We start from the raw sequence: 15,090 nt of genomic DNA, 5'->3' as shown, positions 1-15,090 counted from the left end.
TTCGAGCACTTGTTCACGACTGTCATCACGAGTGCGTAGATCCGCAGAACTTCCGAATACACCCCGAATCAACCGCCAGAGGGTTTAGATGGTTCGTGTTGAATCACCGCCGATTGACCGAGAAATCCCAGTAGTCCGTGCCTTGTTGTTGCCCCTTGTGCTGATGGCCGGCGCCACCGCAGCCGGTGCGGCGCTGGTGACCGAGCCCGCGCGGATACCAGTCGTCTGGTGCGGTGCGATCGCCACGCTCGTGGTCTCCGCGCTCACCGTCGTACTCAACCGTCGTCGCCGCGCGATGAACGTCCAGCGTGCGCACTACGAACAGCGCATCGCCCACCTGGAACACCGCATCGCCGCGCAGGACGCGGAGACCGTGCGGATGACCAAGGAGCTGCTTCCGGCCGCGATCCGCCGACTGCGTGCCAGTAACTCGCCCGAAGAGGTGATGCGCGACATCGTCGACGCCGACGAGTCGTACCGCAATCTCCCCAAGGCCCTGCGCGGTCTGGTCTTCCAGATCCTCGACATCATCGACAACGAAGAGGCGATGCGCGACTCCGCGCAGCGCGCGTTCGTCAGCGTCGCCCGTCGCGTCCAGGCCATCGTCCACCGTCAGGCCAGTGAGCTGCGGGAGATGGAGGACCACCACGGGCGCAACCCCGAGGTCTTCGACGACCTGCTCCGTATCGACCACGGCACCGCGCTGATCGGGCGGCTCGCGGACTCCATCGCGGTGCTCGGCGGAGCCCGCCCCAGCCGTCAATGGCCCAAGCCCGTGCCGCTGTTCAGCGTGCTGCGCGGCGCCATGTCCCGGATCCTCGAATACCAGCGCGTCGATCTGCACTCGATCGCCAAGGTCGCCATCGTCGGCACCTCGGTCGAACCGCTCATCCACGCCTGCGCCGAACTCCTGGACAACGCGACGCGCTACTCGCCGCCCCAGACCCGTGTGCACGTCACCGCGGTCGAGGTCCAGACCGGCATCGCCATCGAGATCGAGGACGGCGGCGTCAGCCTCAGCGAGGAGGCCCGCGCCCGGGCCGAGAACATGCTGGCCCAGGCACAGGCCGGCATCAACATGAATGACCTCGGGGAGTCCCCCCGCCTCGGCATGGCCGTCGTCGGCCGGATCTCCCGGATGTACCAACTCCAGGTTTCCTTGCGGCAGTCCGCCTACGGCGGGGTGCGTGCCGTGGTCATCGTGCCGCGCGAGATGCTCACCACGGGTGCCGCACCGGGTATCGCCCACGGCATCGGCGCCACCTCGCGGCCCCAGAGCTCGCTCGACATGTCGCAGCTCCAGCACGTAGTCCCGCCGCCCGGCAAGCGCAAGCCCCGGCCCGTCTCCACGGAACTGCCGCCCTCGGTGGCCGCCGGTATGCCCGGCTACACGGAGAAGCCGTCCGCCGCGGCCGGCCCGGCAGCCCTGGCAGCCGCCCTGGACGAAGAGCCCGTGGTGACCGAATGGACCGCGGGCGGACTCCCGCAGCGCCGCAGCCGCGGCCGCGCCCCCCTCGGTTCGCACAACCTCCCCCAGCAGACGGCGCAGCCCGCCGTCCCCGCCGCGGGAGCGCACAACGGGCACAACGGCGCTCGGGGCAACGGTGCACCGCCGCCGCCCGGGCTCTGGCTCGAGGCATTCACCCAGGCCGTCAACGGTGTGCCCCAGGAACCGAAGAACGACGAGGACATTGATGACGCGTGGGACAAGGGAGACTTGAAGTGATCCAGCAGCGCGGGAACATGGACTGGATGCTCAGGGAACTGGCCGACGACGTGCCGAGCATTCACCAGATCGTGGTGCTCTCATCGGACGGCCTGCGCATCGCCCGGCACGGCGGCGACCCGGACGTCGCCGACCGGCTTGCGGCGGCCTGCGCCGGACTGCAGAGCCTGGCCGCCGCGGTCGCCTCCGAAATCCCTTACAGCGACGGCATGATGCGGCTCGTCGTCATCGAGGTCGACGGCGGCTTCTTCTATCTGATGGCCGCGGGAGCGGGCTCGTACCTCGCGGTCCTGGCCGATGAGACGGTCGACGCCGGCCTGGTGGGAGCACGCATGCGCGACATGGTCGTCCGGATCGGAGCCCACCTCTCGAGCCCGCCCCGACATGAAGGGCAGGCCGGATGAGTGCTCCCCGACGAGAACGCCGGACGGCCGACCCGGCTCTGAGCGATCCGGAACGGCTGTACGTCCTCACCGGCGATCCCGACGGCGAGCGTGCGGCGCTCGACCTCGTCACGATGGTGGTCTCGCAGGCGGAACCCTCGCCGACGGTCCAGCCCGAGCAGGCCGCGATCCTGCGGCTCTGCCGGGCGCCACTGTCCGTCGCCGAGATCTCGGCCTATCTGAGCCTGCCCTTCAGTGTCGTTACCTCGCTTTTGACCGAACTGCTCGCGAGCGAACAGATCGAATCGCGTGCGCCCATCGTCCGAGCCACCCTCCCGGACCGGTCCCTTCTCGAAGCGGTGATGCATGGACTTCAGAAGCTCTGACACGATCACTGGCCCCCGGAGCGAGGACGTCCTGCCCACCACGGCCACAGCCGCGGTGAAGGTCGTGATCGTCGGCGGATTCGGGGTCGGCAAGACCACGATGGTCGGATCGGTGAGCGAGATCCGGCCCCTGACGACCGAAGAGACCATGACCCAGGCCGGTGTCGGCGTGGACGACAACGCCGGAGTGGAGAGCAAGACCGCCACCACCGTCGCCATGGACTTCGGCCGGATCAGCCTCAGCGAGGAACTGATCCTCTACCTCTTCGGCACCCCGGGCCAGGAACGCTTCTGGTTCCTGTGGAACGGGCTGTTCGAAGGAGCCCTCGGGGCCGTCGTCCTGATCGACACCAGGCGGCTCCAGGTCAGTTTCGATGTGATCGGCCGTCTGGAGGAGCGCGGCGTCCCGTTCGTCGTCGCCGTCAACACCTTCCCCGACGCGCCGCATCACCCGGTCGAGGCGTTGCGTACCGCACTCGACCTGCCGGACGAGGTACCGGTGATCGACTGCGATGCCCGGTTGCGGGTCTCCAGCCGTGACGTGCTGATGACCCTGATGCGCTATCTGCACAGCCTCGCCGTTCCCCTCGCCTGACGAAGGTGCGCGCTCGCGGCGCCCGCGTACGCCCCCGCGCGCACCTTCCGTCCGCGCACGTCCCGAACGCGCGGCCGCACACCGCGCGCCCTCCCACGCGCGCGGCAGCACCCTGCGCGCCCTTCGCCCGGACACCGGGCGGCCCGACCCCTGGAGCGATTGTGACCACGCCCTTCCACCACGAACCCGGAACGGTCCCGGGGCCCGTGCCGCCCCCCGAGTGCCCCGCGCACGGCATGGCCCCCGGCGGGCTGCGCCGGTTCTACGGCCCCGAGGCGGAGAGCGACCCGGCGGGCCTCTACGACAAACTGCGCGCCGAACACGGCACGGTGGCACCGGTCCTGCTGCACGGGGACGTGCCCGCCTGGCTGGTCCTGGGGCACAGCGAGAACCTGCACATGACCCGGACCCCCTCGCAGTTCTCCCGGGACTCCCGGCGCTGGCGGGCCCTCCAGGACGGCAGTGTCGCCCCCGACCACCCGCTCGCCCCGATCTTCACCTGGCAGCCGGTCTGCGTCTTCGCCGACGGGGCGAACCACGAGCGACTGCGCGGCGCCGTGACCGACAGCATGGCGCGCATCGACACCCGGGGTGTGCGCCGGCACGTCAACCGTTTCAGTAACCGGCTCGTCAACGATTTCTGCCTCCAGGGCACCGCCGACGTGGTCGCCCGGTTCGCCGAGCATCTGCCGATGATGGTGATGTGCGCGATCTTCGGTATGCCGGAGGAGTACGACGACCGGCTCGTGCAGGCCGCCCGCGACATGACCCGTGGCACCGAGACCGCCGTCGCGAGCAACGCCCATGTGGTCGGCGCACTCAACCGGCTCGTCCAGCGCCGGCGCACCGATCCCGAGCCGGACCTGGCGTCGTGGCTGCTGGAGCACCCCGCCTCGCTCACCGACGTCGAGGTCACCGAGCATCTCCGCCTGATCCTCATCGCCGCGTACGAGTCGACCGCCAACCTGATCGCCAACGTGCTGCGCATGGTCCTGACCGATCCGCGGTTCAGGGCCCGTCTCAGCGGCGGCCATATGACGGTCCCCGAAGCGGTGGAACAGACCCTCTGGGACGAACCGCCGTTCACCGCCGTGTTCGGCCGCTGGGCCGTGGGCGACACCGAGCTGGGCGGTCAGCAGATCAGGGCGGGTGACGCCCTGCTCGTCGGCATCGCGGCGGCCAACACCGACCCGCACGTGCGCCCCGACCTCACCGCCGACATGGAGGGCAACCGCGCCCATCTGGCGTTCAGCGGCGGCCCGCACGAATGCCCCGGCCAGGACATCGGGCGCGCCATCGCGGACGTCGGGGTCGACGCGCTGCTGATGCGCCTGCCGGACATGGAGCTCAGCGTCGAGGAGAGCGAGCTGCGCTGGATCGGGAACATCATGTCCCGGCATCTGGTGGAGCTGCCCGTCAAGTTCGCGCCGAGCGCGCAGCAGGAGATCGACGCCGACCCGCTGACGGTGATGAGCCGCCCCTGGGCCCAGAACGACTGGGAGGTGTCGTCCCCGGCCAGGTCCGCGCCCGCGCCGGGCTACGGCACGGAAGTGCCGCCACCCGTCCATGCCCCCGGCGCCTCCCCGCAGAGGGACGGCGCACCCGCGATCCCCGGCCAGCGCGGCGCGGCTGCACCGGCCCGGCTGTGGCAGGCCGTGTCGCGCTGGTGGAACGGGTACTGACCGCGCTGCCGGCGCCCGCGCGGTCCTCGGCCCGCGCGGGCGCCGGCTTCCGTACCATCGAGCAGCGTGAAGCTGACAATTCTTGGCGGTGGCGGATTCCGGGTGCCTCTGGTGTACGGGGCACTTCTCGGCGATCACGCCGAAGGCCGCGTGAGGCACGTGACGCTGTACGACACGGACGCGGACCGGCTCGATGCCGTCGCCCGGGTCCTCGGCGAGCAGGCCGGGGGGATCGGTGACGCACCGGCCGTCGTCGCCACCACCGACCTGGACGAGGCGCTGCGCGGAGCGGACTTCGTGTTCTCCGCGATCCGTGTCGGCGGACTGGCGGGCCGCGCCGCCGACGAGCGGGTGGCGCTCGACGAGGGCGTACTGGGCCAGGAGACGGTCGGCGCGGGCGGAATCGCGTACGGACTGCGCACCGTGCCCGTCGTGGTGGACCTCGCCCGGCGTATCGCCAGGCTCGCCCCCGACGCCTGGGTCATCAACTTCACCAACCCGGCCGGCCTGGTCACCGAGGCCATGTCCCGGTATCTCGGCGACCGGGTCATCGGTATCTGCGACTCGCCGGTGGGACTCGGCCGTCGTGTCGCTCGAGTCCTCGGCGCCGATCCGGACCGGGCCCGGATCGACTACGTGGGGCTGAACCACCTGGGATGGCTGCGCGGGCTGCACGTCGACGGCCGTGACGAACTCCCGCGCCTGCTGGCCGATCCGGAACTCCTCGGCTCGTTCGAGGAGGGCAGGCTCTTCGGCGCCGACTGGCTGCGGTCACTCGGCGCCGTTCCCAACGAGTATCTGCACTACTACTACTTCAACCGTGAGGCGGTACGCGCCTACCAGGACGCCGAGCAGACCCGCGGCGCGTTCCTCCGGGAACAGCAGGAGGGCTTCTACGCCCGTATGAAGGACCCGGCAGCCCCTCCGCTGACCACCTGGGACCGGACGCGCGCCGAGCGCGAGGCCACGTACATGTCGGAGAACCGCGAGGCCGCCGGGGCCGGTGAACGAGAGGAGAGCGACCTGGAGTCCGGCGGGTACGAACAGGTCGCCCTCGCCCTCATGCGGGCCGTCGCCCGCGATGAACGGACCTCCCTCGTCCTGAACGTCCGCAATCGCACGACGCTGTCGGTGCTGGACGCCGACGCGGTGATCGAGGTGCCCTGCCTCGTCGACGCCAACGGGGCGCGTCCCGTCGCCGTCGACCCCCTGCCGTACCACGCGGTGGGCCTGGTCACGGCGGTCAAGGCCGTCGAACGCGCCGTACTCGACGCGGCGGAGACCGGCTCCCGCGCGTCAGCGGTCCAGGCGTTCGCCCTGCACCCCCTGGTCGATTCGGTCACCGTCGCCCGCCGTCTGGTGGAGGGGTACACGAAGGTGCACCCGGGCCTCGGCTATCTCGACCGGCCGTGAGATCCCGTGCCGTGAGATCCCGTGCCGTGAGATCCGGGCTGTGACATCCCGGCCGTCTCCGCGACGAACTCGGCCGGCCGCGCCGGTGTCATCGCACCCACATGAGCCGCCGCGTCGGCGAGCTGTCCGGCCAGTTCCCGGTCGTTGTCGGGATCGGCCTCCTCGTCGAGCGCGGCGAGCCCGAGGACCGTACTGCCCTGCTCCACCAGGCTCGCCCGGGTCAGGTCCACCACGTCGCCGTCGAAGACGACGAGGTGGGTCTTGAGACCCGGCGGTCCTCACAGGCAGGCGGCGGTGACCACGGAGTGGATCAGCGAACCGGCCATCGGTCCCGACCGGTCGACCAGCAGGATCAGCGGCCACTGGGTCAGATGCCCGAAAGACACGATCGAACGTCTGGAACGGGACCCCGGCTCGGCAAGGCCCGGGCACGGCAAGGCCCCGGCAGGGCCCCCGTTCAGGTGGCGGATACCGCCCTCGGCGGCCCGGCCTGTGCCCACGAAGGCGTCACACCGGTCACCTGGCACACCATGAGGAACAGCGGAATGGGCGGGGTGTAGGGCGTACGGCTGTCAGGCGTGTGGATGAGCCGGGGCCGGACGGACGGCACGAAGGCCCCGGGGGCGTACGTGACCTGCTCCGGCCAGTCCAGGTCGAGGTCCGAGCCCGCGGGAACGATCCACCACCAACGGTCGGCATCGGCGAACACGCACCCGGTGCGCGGCAGATGGGACATCAGCCGGAAGCCGTACCGCGTGGGTACCCCCACCGCGTCACAGCCCAGGCTGGCCGAGAGCGCCGGAGGCAGCGAAAGCCTCACCCTGCCACCGCCCCCCTGCCCGGGCACCCCGGAGCGGCGCGGTCCGCGCAACTGGGACAGGGCGTTCCTCAGCATGGCTGCTCCGTGCCGTGCGGCAGTTCGGCCCAGACGATGCGGCCGGAGGCGTCCGAGGCGTCGTGGGATCCCCAGCAGCAGCTCATCGCGTCGACGAGCAGCAGGCCGCGTCCGTGTTCGTCGTCGGAGCCGCGTCGCAGCCGCGGGCCGTCGGGCTGGTGCCCCTGGTCCTGCACGGCTATGCGCAGCCGCCGGTCGACACGCCTGAGCTCGCAGACGACCCGTGAGCTCACGGTGTGCACCACGGCGTTGGTGACCAGTTCGGAGACGATGAGGACCGCCGCCTCGCAGGCGTCACCGCCGAGGCGCCACGCCTCCAGCCGGACACGGGCCAGCCGTCTCGCACCGGCCACCGACTCCGGCTGCGCAGGCAGGGCGAAGCAGTAACGGAGCGCTTCCGTCCCGGGGCTGAGGTCCACGAGCCGGGGGATGAGCGCACTGCCAGGTGCCACGACCGATTCCTCACAGTGGGGGGTGCGTCACGCTTCGCACTTTCACGGAAAGGACGGGCGTGACCATACGAACTGGTTCACTGCCCCCAACTCTCCCTCTGTCCCGCACACTTGGCAAGGGGCACTCTGAAAATTGCAGAGTGACTGTGTCGTTGTCACCGCCCGCATGACACACTGCTCGCAAACAGCGCATGGGGAGGTCTGAAGTGAGCGAACCGCGGTCCGCCCCGACCGTGGGCCAAGTCGTCCTCGGCAAGCGCCTGCTGGATCTGCGGGAGCGCGCGGGCCTGAGCCGCGACCAGGCCGCCAAGGTGCTCAGGGTCGCTCCCGCGACCATACGCAGAATGGAGACGGCCGAGGTCGCGCTCAAGATCCCTTACGTGCAGCTGCTGCTCAAGGCGTACGGGATCGAGGACGAGGAGGCCGACTCCTTCGTCGAGCTCACCGAAGAGGCCAACAAGCCCGGCTGGTGGCAGCGCTACCACGACGTGCTGCCCGACTGGTTCAGCATGTACGTGAGCCTGGAGGGTGCCGCGAGCCTCCTTCGCATGTACGAGCCGCACTTCGTCCCCGGCCTCCTGCAGACCGAGGACTACGCGCGTTGCGTCATGCGCACCGGCGCCGTCGGCCAGACCAGGCCGGAGGACATCGAGCGCCATGTGGACCTGCGGATGGCACGCCAGTCCCTGCTCACCAGGGAGGACGCCCCCAAACTGTGGGTGATCATGGACGAGACCGTCCTGCGCCGCCCGGTGGGGAACGCCGAGGCGATGCGGGCACAGATCGACCGGCTGCTCGAAGCCACCGAGATGTCCCACGTGACGCTGCAGATCGCGGAGTTCGAGACCGGCCACCACCCGGGCACGTACGGCCCCTTCGTCCTCTTCCGCTTCGCCGTCCCCGAACTGCCCGACATGGTCTACAGCGAGTACCTGACCGGTGCCGTCTACTTCGACGCGCGCCCCGAGGTCGCCTCCTACCTCGAAGTCATGGACCGCATGGCGGCTCAGGCCGCGACTGCACAACGCACGAAGGAAATCCTCCGGGACTTCCGCAAGGAGCTGTGATGGGCGACATTTACAACGGCATGCCGGCCGCCGACCTCGGCTCCGAGGGCTGGTCGAAGCCGTGGAGCGGAGGCAACGGCGGCAACTGCATCGAGGCCATGAAGCTGGCCGACGGCAGAGTCGCCGTACGTCAGTCCGCGGACCCCGAGGGCCCCGCACTCATCTACTCGAACGGCGAGATAGCCGCCTTCATCCAGGGCGCCAAGGCAGGTCAGGCCGACTTCCTTCTCACCTGACGCACCGGCACATATCCTCGCACCACGACCAGTTAGCTGTGATCGCCGACCTACCGACCCATTGGAGCGCGCAATGACCGGGCACGACCCGCAGGCCAGCCATGCCATCGAGATCGACACCAGCAAGCCGCATCCCGCGCGGATGTACGACTGGTTCCTCGGCGGCAAGGACAACTACCCGGTCGACGAACAGATGGCCCAGCAACTGCTCGCCGTGGACTCCAGGGGCCGCGACATGGCCCGCGTGAACCGGGCCTTCATGCACCGCGCCACACGCTGGCTCGCCGAGAACGGCGTACGCCAGTTCCTCGACATCGGCACCGGCATTCCCACCGAGCCCAACCTCCACCAGATCGCCCAGCAGGCCGCCCCGGACGCCCGCATCGTCTACTGCGACAACGACCCCATCGTGCTCGCGCACGCCGCGGCCCTGCTGCGCTCGACGCCCGAAGGGGCCACCGAGTACATCCAGGCCGACGCGCGCGAGCCCGAGATGATCCTCGAGCAGGCCGGCAAGATACTCGACTTCAGCAAGCCGATCGCACTGTCGATGCTCGCGCTGCTGCACTTCCTGGACGACGAGGACGGTGCCGCCGATCTGGTCGACAAGCTCGTGGCGCAGCTCCCCTCCGGCAGCTATCTGGTGCTCTCGCACACGACGGGTGACTTCAACCCGGAGGGCGCGGCCCAGGCGCGCGCCATGTACAAGGCCCGGGGGATGACACTGCGGCCGCGCTCCCGCGCCGAACTCACCACGTTCTTCGACGGACTCGAACTGGTGGAGCCGGGCGTCTCGCTCTCCGCCGACTGGCACCCGGAGCTCGGCGAGGTCATCGACGTCCCGGGTGACGAACCGATCCCCGGGTACGCGGGCGTCGCCCGCAAGCCCTGACGGCGCGCGGTCACTGACGGCTGACGGACCGGGTGATGCCCGCGGCGATCGTCGTGGCGAGCAGCCACCCGGTCACGATCAGCAGATACGACAGCCACTGGGACCAGCCTGTCGGGTTGAACGCCTTCTCCTGGCCGAAGTCGATGATCGGCAGCAGCAGGTCCAGTGTGTAGAAGACCGGGCTGAACGGCGGTGCCTCGTCCTCCTTCAGCGGACGCGGATGGCGCGGTTCGCCCGGGCGGATTTCACAGGCTGAGGGTATGCCCGGTCGTCGCATCGACATGGTCGGGGATCTCGTCGTGGGCATCGCCCACACTCAGCGTCCCGGACGGTTCGAACATCATGATCGAGGCGCCCTCCGCCGAGCGGGGCCTGTGCCAGGTGCCCCGCGGAACGACGAACACGGCACCCCGGCCGAGCGTGACGGACCGCTCCCCGCCCTCCTCGCGCAGCGCGATGTCCAGGGAACCGTCGAGTACGAGGAAGAACTCGTCCGTGTCCTCGTGTACGTGCCATACATGCTCGCCCTGGACCTTGGCCACGCGTACGTCGTAGTCGTTGACCCGGGTCACGACCCGCGGGCTCCACAGTGCGTCGAAGGACGTGAGCGCGTCGGCCAGCTGGACCGGTTCGGACGGGGTCTGTGCGTTGTCTTCACTCATGCGTCCCATCCTCGGCCCTGGTCCCCGAACCGGGAAGGCGGGGCCGGCCCCGCCGGCCCGCACGTCACAATGGAGTCATGTCCCGACGCACCCCCCGCCCGCGCCGCTCCACCGGCACCGGACCAGCCGCACCGCGGATCACTGCGGAGTCCCCCTGCCCGTGTGGCCTGCCCGCGGCGTACGCGGACTGCTGCGGCCGTCTGCACGCCGGTGGCAACGCTCTGACCTGCGAGGCGCTGATGCGCTCGCGGTACAGCGCGTTCGTCGTCCAGGACGCGGCGTACCTGCTCCGCACCTGGCACCCGGATACCCGGCCGCCGGCGGTCGACTTCGACCCCGGCATGCGCTGGTCAGGCCTGGAGATCCTGGAGACGACGGAGGGCAGCCCCTTCCACACGACGGGCACGGTCACGTTCCGCGCGCACTACACGGACGCCGGCCGCCCGGACTCCCTCCATGAGAAGAGCCGCTTCGTCCGCCAGGAGGGCGACTGGGTCTACGCTGCGGCGGTATTCGTCGAATGACAGCGCTGAGTGGCGGCCCGCGAGTGGCGGCAGCCGGGTGACCGCGTCCGGATGAGCGCCGGCGGGTGAAATCCGGTGTCGCGGACCGCCCACCGGCCCGTACGCTCCGCGCATGACCGAGGACACGGATGAGCCGGACACCGTACGAGAGCCCTGCTGGCGCGGCCGGAGTATCGCGTTCACCCCCGTCGAGACCGACGACGCCGAACTGATCCAGCGCTGGCGCTTCGATCCGGTGAACGCCCACGAGACCGGCGGCTGGCCCGGTTCGCTGTACGAGCTCCGCGAGCGCATCGAGCGCAACCACGACGACAGCGGCCGCGACGACTTCCTCGTCCTCCTGCCGGACGGCACCCCGATCGGGCACGCCGCCCTCACCGACCAGCAACTGGCCGAGGGGTCCGCGCATGTCTATCTGGTCCTGGCCCCCGAGCACCGCGCCCGGGGCTACGGCGCCGACGCCCTCGACGCCCTGACGGACCTGGCCTTCGGTGAACTGCCGGTCCAGCGCGTCGAGGCGCAGACCCACACCGACAACGCCGCGGCCCTCCGGGTCCTCGCCGGGTCGGGCTTCGTCCACGAGGGTGTACGCCGCTCCGCCTGTCTGCACCGGGGGCGCCGCCACGACATGGCGGTCCTGTCCCTGCTCCGTCCCGAATGGGAGGCCCAGGACCGCCCGAGGTCCTGGGACCACGCAGACCACGCAGACCACGCCTGACCACGCCTGACCATGCAGACCACGCCTCACGACGCCGGCCACGCGCCCAGGCCTGATGACGCGGACCACGCCCGACCGGTCAGGCACGGTCAGACCGGGGCGCCCACCCGCCTCGATCCTCCCGACGGGGCGGGTGACAGCTCCTGGGCCAGGTCCTCGGCCAGCAGCCGCTTGGCGATCACGTCGACGGCCGCCCGCAGCTGACGGTCGTCAGGGCGGGCGCCGTCTTCGGCCAGCTGCTCGTTGAGCCAGCTCGCCCAGGCGGCGGAGATCGTCCCGGCCTCCCGCCGGCCCGCCGCGGTGTGGGCGAAGAGGCGGCCGTCCCCGGTGAGGTATCCCTCCTCGATCATCCGGTCGAAGACCGGCACCAGGACCTCGGGCGGAATACGGTGCCGGGTCGCGATCAGACCGAGGCCCGCATGGCCGACCATCCGCGTGAAGAGGTCCACCTGCATGACCGCCCAGGCCCCCGCCATGTCGAGCCGGGTGTCCGATTCGGCGACGATCCGTCTCGCCGTGTCAGGACCGGCGCCGTGCAGGACCCTGGCGACGGAGAACTCGAGCAGCCGCGCCGAGTCCCCCGCACCGGGCTGGGCGAAGCCCTCGCCCATGTCCGTCGAACCGGCCCGCGCCGAGTCCCGGAGTTTCACCTGCTTCAGGAACAGGGCGACGACGAAGCCGATCAGGGCCACGGGGACGGTCCACAGGAACACGGTGTGGAGCGTGTCCGCGTAGGCCTGGGCGAGCGGCGCGGACTGTTCGGGAGGCAGGGCGTGCACGGCCTGCGGGTTCTGCGAAGCCGCCGCGAGTACGGCGGGATCCCCACCGGCCCGCGCCGCCTGTGCCACGCCTGCGGCGAGGTTCGGCCGCAGCGCGTTGGCGTAGATCGTGCCGAAGACCGCCGTGCCGAAGGCGCTGCCGAGCGTACGGAAGAACGTCACGCCCGAGGTCGCGGTGCCCAGGTCCGCGTAGTCGACGGTGTTCTGTACGGCGATCGTCAGCACCTGCATGGCCAGACCGATGCCGAGCCCCAGCACCAGCATGTAGACGGACTCCAGCCAGACGCCGCTGTCGGGACCCATGCGGGAGAGCAGGTACAGGCCCAGCGCCATGTTCAGTGAGCCCACGATGGGGAACACCCGGTAGTGGCCGGTCTTGCTCACCACGTTGCCACTGAAGATGGAGGCGATCAGCAGACCGATGATCAAGGGCAGCGTGCGCACTCCGGAGAGTGTGGCCGAATCCCCGTCCACGTACTGCAGATACGTCGGCAGGAAGATCATGGAGCCGAGCATTGCGAAGCCCACGATGAAGCTCAGGATCGAGCAGACGGTGAACACCGGATTCCGGAACAGCCGCATCGGCAGCATCGGTTCCTCGGCCCGCACCTCGACCAGGCAGAACAGGGCGAGTGCGACGATGCCGCCCAGGAACAGGCCGATGATGACCGGTGATCCCCAGGCGTACTCGTTTCCGCCCCAGCTCGTCGCGAGGATCAGTGCGCTGGCGCCGACGGCGACGAGCGCGATGCCCTTGTAGTCGATGACGGGCCGCCCGGCCGCTTTCACCGACGGGATGTTGCGGGCGGCGGCGATGACCACGACGATGGCGATCGGCACGTTGACGTAGAACGCCCAGCGCCAGGTCAGATGGTCGGTGAACAGCCCGCCCAGCAGCGGTCCGATGACCGTCGAGATCCCGAAGACGGCGCCGATCGCGCCCTGGTACTTGCCCCGTTCGCGCAGCGGGATCACATCGGCGATCAACGCCATCGACGTGACCATCAGTCCGCCCGCGCCGATGCCCTGCACACCCCGCCAGATGATCAGGAGCACCATGTCGGAGGCGAGACCGCACAGGAACGAACCGGTGATGAAGACGATCGCCGAGACCTGGAAGACCAGTTTGCGCCCGAACAGGTCACCGAACTTGCCGACCAGGACCGTCGCCACGGTCTCGGCCAGGAGATAGGCGGTGACCACCCACGACATGTGGGAGGCGCCCCCGAGGTCCGAGACGATCGTGGGCAGCGCCGTCCCCACGATCGTCTGGTCCAGCGCGGCCAGCAGCATGCCCAGCACGATGGTGGCGAAGATGATGTTCCGCCGGCGCCGGTCGAGCACGGGTGGGGGCGCGGGAGCTCTCTGCGCGGCGGGGGCGGTCTCGCTGGCAGTGGTCACGCCTGCACCCTCACATCCGCCCCGGGGGCGCGCATGTGGGGGAGGACCGGACGGGTCAGGCCAGCAGACGGCGTACGGAGGCCTTCATTCCGGCGACGAACGCCTCCCGGACCTCCTCGGTGACCCGGTCGAGCGAGAGATACGGATTGAGGTCCTCCAGCTCGACGAGCAGCAGCTCGCCCTCCGGGGTCCGGCAGGCGTCGACCCGCTGGACGCCGTGCGTGAGGCTGTTCCACCGGACGAACGTACGGGCGAACTCCAGGTCCGCCGGGCTCGGCGCGTACGGCTCCAGGACCCAGCGCCGCTCGGTGTCCGGCGCGTACAGGGCGTACTGGAAGTCGTGGTCGATGAAGTAGAAGGACACCTCGTAGCGGAAGTCGATCCTCGGCTGTACGAGCAGCGTGCCGTCCGATCCCTCCGGCAGCACGGGGACGGGGGTGAAGAACAGGCCCACGGAGTCGGCCCCCGCCTTCGGCTTCACGGCGTACTCGGCGGCCTCCGGCAGGAGTCGCAGGTCGGCGGCCCGGTCCACGGTCGGGATCACGGGAAGGCCGGCCCGGCTCATGTCGACCAGGTACTGCTTGCCGGCCATGTCCCCGCGTCCGTCCAGCGGGTTGTACACGGGCACCTTCAGCTCGCGGGCACGGGCGCGGAAGGCGTCGTACGTCTCCTGGTAATGCATCACAGGACCGCTGTTGCGTATGACCACGGCGTCGAAGCCGTCCAGCATGGCGGCCGCGTCCCGGGGGTGGCAGACCACGACGTCGAACTCCTCCCCCATCCGCCCGCTCAGATAGATGTCCTCGTCGCAGTAGCGCCGGCCCCGTGCCTCATAGGTGTAGTCGGTGACGTAGAGGATGCGGGCGCGGGTGCCGGCGGATGCGGTGGACACGGTGTTCTCCCGGGAAGCTCGGAGCGGGCGGACGGGCGCCGCCGCTGCCCGCCATTGTCCTCACCACACCGAGCCGGCGTGCACCGCCAGTCGCGGGTGGTAGGCGCAGAGGACCTTGTTGGCCCGGGCCAGCTCGGAGAGGGCCTGCTCGCGGTCGGCCTGGTCCTCGATGCCGAGGCGAGGCCCGCGGAACCTGCGGACCTCGCGCGCCGCGCAGTCGGCTTCGAATCCGGCCCGCAGGATGTGCGGAGGCGTGCAGGACCCGATCAGCACGGCGACCCGGTCGGGGATCGGTACGGGGACGAGTAGGTGCGAGGCGGTCATGTGGGGTTCCTTCTCGGATGGTTGCCAGGAGGCGGTGGGACCGGCCGCCGGGTGGGCGGCCGG

The 15,090-nt window shown here is 70.1% G+C and carries 18 protein-coding genes and 1 pseudogene; 11 read left to right on the top strand and 8 right to left on the bottom strand.

The features are described from left to right. Nucleotides 1-88: 88 nt before the first annotated feature. The 6 genes from F0344_RS03130 (at nucleotide 89) to F0344_RS03105 (ending at nucleotide 6,185) form a co-directional block, all read left to right on the top strand. Nucleotides 89-1,726, top strand: coding sequence for a sensor histidine kinase (locus F0344_RS03130; RefSeq protein ID WP_185297306.1), 1,638 nt, complete (start codon nucleotides 89-91; stop codon nucleotides 1,724-1,726). After that, nucleotides 1,723-2,130 (top strand): roadblock/LC7 domain-containing protein, encoded by a 408-nt coding sequence (locus F0344_RS03125; protein WP_185297305.1) that lies wholly within the window; start codon nucleotides 1,723-1,725, stop codon nucleotides 2,128-2,130. Before F0344_RS03130 ends, F0344_RS03125 begins: the two co-directional genes overlap by 4 nt. Further along, nucleotides 2,127-2,495, top strand: a complete 369-nt coding sequence (locus tag F0344_RS03120; RefSeq protein ID WP_185297304.1) for a DUF742 domain-containing protein — start codon at nucleotides 2,127-2,129, stop codon at nucleotides 2,493-2,495. The genes F0344_RS03125 and F0344_RS03120 overlap by 4 nt, the downstream gene beginning before the upstream one ends. After that, complete coding sequence (locus F0344_RS03115; protein WP_185297303.1) at nucleotides 2,476-3,090, top strand: GTP-binding protein; 615 nt, start codon at nucleotides 2,476-2,478, stop codon at nucleotides 3,088-3,090. The genes F0344_RS03120 and F0344_RS03115 overlap by 20 nt, the downstream gene beginning before the upstream one ends. A 161-nt stretch (nucleotides 3,091-3,251) precedes the next feature. Continuing rightward, on the top strand, nucleotides 3,252-4,772 hold the full coding sequence (locus F0344_RS03110; protein WP_185297302.1) for a cytochrome P450: 1,521 nt from the start codon (nucleotides 3,252-3,254) through the stop codon (nucleotides 4,770-4,772). 66 nt (nucleotides 4,773-4,838) lie between these two features. Then, nucleotides 4,839-6,185 carry a 6-phospho-beta-glucosidase gene (locus F0344_RS03105; protein WP_185297301.1) on the top strand — a complete coding sequence of 449 codons (1,347 nt, stop codon included), beginning with the start codon at nucleotides 4,839-4,841 and terminating at the stop codon, nucleotides 6,183-6,185. Here F0344_RS03105 and F0344_RS35365 read toward each other — a convergent pair. The 3 genes from F0344_RS35365 to F0344_RS03090 form a co-directional block, all read right to left on the bottom strand. Further along, entirely contained in the window at nucleotides 6,167-6,418 is a 252-nt protein-coding gene (locus tag F0344_RS35365) for a VWA domain-containing protein (protein ID WP_258049624.1), read from the bottom strand. The genes F0344_RS03105 and F0344_RS35365 overlap by 19 nt on opposite strands. A gap of 224 nt (nucleotides 6,419-6,642) precedes the next feature. Continuing rightward, nucleotides 6,643-7,080 carry a hypothetical protein gene (locus F0344_RS03095; protein WP_185297300.1) on the bottom strand — a complete coding sequence of 146 codons (438 nt, stop codon included), beginning with the start codon at nucleotides 7,078-7,080 and terminating at the stop codon, nucleotides 6,643-6,645. Then, on the bottom strand, nucleotides 7,074-7,532 hold the full coding sequence (locus F0344_RS03090) for an ATP-binding protein (RefSeq protein ID WP_185297299.1): 459 nt from the start codon (nucleotides 7,530-7,532) through the stop codon (nucleotides 7,074-7,076). Before F0344_RS03090 ends, F0344_RS03095 begins: the two co-directional genes overlap by 7 nt. Nucleotides 7,533-7,738: 206 nt before the next feature. Between F0344_RS03090 and F0344_RS03085 the strand changes: the two genes are divergently transcribed. From F0344_RS03085 to F0344_RS03075, 3 genes are all read left to right on the top strand, one after another. Further along, the gene (locus F0344_RS03085) at nucleotides 7,739-8,599 is read left to right on the top strand and encodes a helix-turn-helix domain-containing protein (RefSeq protein ID WP_185297298.1); all 861 of its coding nucleotides are present in this window, start codon (nucleotides 7,739-7,741) and stop codon (nucleotides 8,597-8,599) included. Next, entirely contained in the window at nucleotides 8,599-8,835 is a 237-nt protein-coding gene (locus tag F0344_RS03080; protein WP_185297297.1) for a DUF397 domain-containing protein, read from the top strand. Before F0344_RS03085 ends, F0344_RS03080 begins: the two co-directional genes overlap by 1 nt. 73 nt (nucleotides 8,836-8,908) lie before the next feature. Next, on the top strand, nucleotides 8,909-9,727 hold the full coding sequence (locus tag F0344_RS03075) for an SAM-dependent methyltransferase (RefSeq protein ID WP_185297296.1): 819 nt from the start codon (nucleotides 8,909-8,911) through the stop codon (nucleotides 9,725-9,727). Nucleotides 9,728-9,737: 10 nt separating this feature from the next. Here the strand turns inward: F0344_RS03075 and F0344_RS03070 are convergent. Together F0344_RS03070 and F0344_RS03065 are read right to left on the bottom strand one after the other, a co-directional pair. Continuing rightward, nucleotides 9,738-9,947, bottom strand: a pseudogene (locus tag F0344_RS03070) (membrane-associated oxidoreductase); the annotation flags it as partial. A 25-nt stretch (nucleotides 9,948-9,972) separates the two neighbouring features. Next, a complete protein-coding gene (locus F0344_RS03065; RefSeq protein WP_185297295.1) occupies nucleotides 9,973-10,389 on the bottom strand; it encodes a cupin domain-containing protein in 417 nt (138 codons plus the stop codon). Between the two features lie 77 nt (nucleotides 10,390-10,466). Between F0344_RS03065 and F0344_RS03060 the strand changes: the two genes are divergently transcribed. Both F0344_RS03060 and F0344_RS03055 read left to right on the top strand, forming a co-directional pair. Further along, nucleotides 10,467-10,913, top strand: coding sequence for a YchJ family protein (locus F0344_RS03060; RefSeq protein ID WP_185297294.1), 447 nt, complete (start codon nucleotides 10,467-10,469; stop codon nucleotides 10,911-10,913). Between the two features lie 112 nt (nucleotides 10,914-11,025). Continuing rightward, nucleotides 11,026-11,631, top strand: a complete 606-nt coding sequence (locus F0344_RS03055; protein WP_185297293.1) for a GNAT family N-acetyltransferase — start codon at nucleotides 11,026-11,028, stop codon at nucleotides 11,629-11,631. An 89-nt stretch (nucleotides 11,632-11,720) separates the two neighbouring features. Here F0344_RS03055 and F0344_RS03050 read toward each other — a convergent pair whose 3' ends face one another. From F0344_RS03050 to F0344_RS03040, 3 genes are read right to left on the bottom strand one after another with little or no spacing between them, the layout of a single operon-like run. Further along, entirely contained in the window at nucleotides 11,721-13,811 is a 2,091-nt protein-coding gene (locus tag F0344_RS03050; protein ID WP_185297292.1) for an MDR family MFS transporter, read from the bottom strand. Nucleotides 13,812-13,866: 55 nt separating this feature from the next. Then, the gene (locus F0344_RS03045; RefSeq protein WP_185297291.1) at nucleotides 13,867-14,703 is read right to left on the bottom strand and encodes a hypothetical protein; all 837 of its coding nucleotides are present in this window, start codon (nucleotides 14,701-14,703) and stop codon (nucleotides 13,867-13,869) included. A gap of 60 nt (nucleotides 14,704-14,763) precedes the next feature. Next, complete coding sequence (locus F0344_RS03040; protein ID WP_185297290.1) at nucleotides 14,764-15,027, bottom strand: hypothetical protein; 264 nt, start codon at nucleotides 15,025-15,027, stop codon at nucleotides 14,764-14,766. Between the last annotated feature and the right edge of the window lie 63 nt (nucleotides 15,028-15,090).

The organism is Streptomyces finlayi (assembly GCF_014216315.1).
GTDB classification, from domain to species: Bacteria; Actinomycetota; Actinomycetes; order Streptomycetales; family Streptomycetaceae; genus Streptomyces; species Streptomyces finlayi_A.
This window is presented reverse-complemented; position numbering and strand designations above follow the sequence as displayed.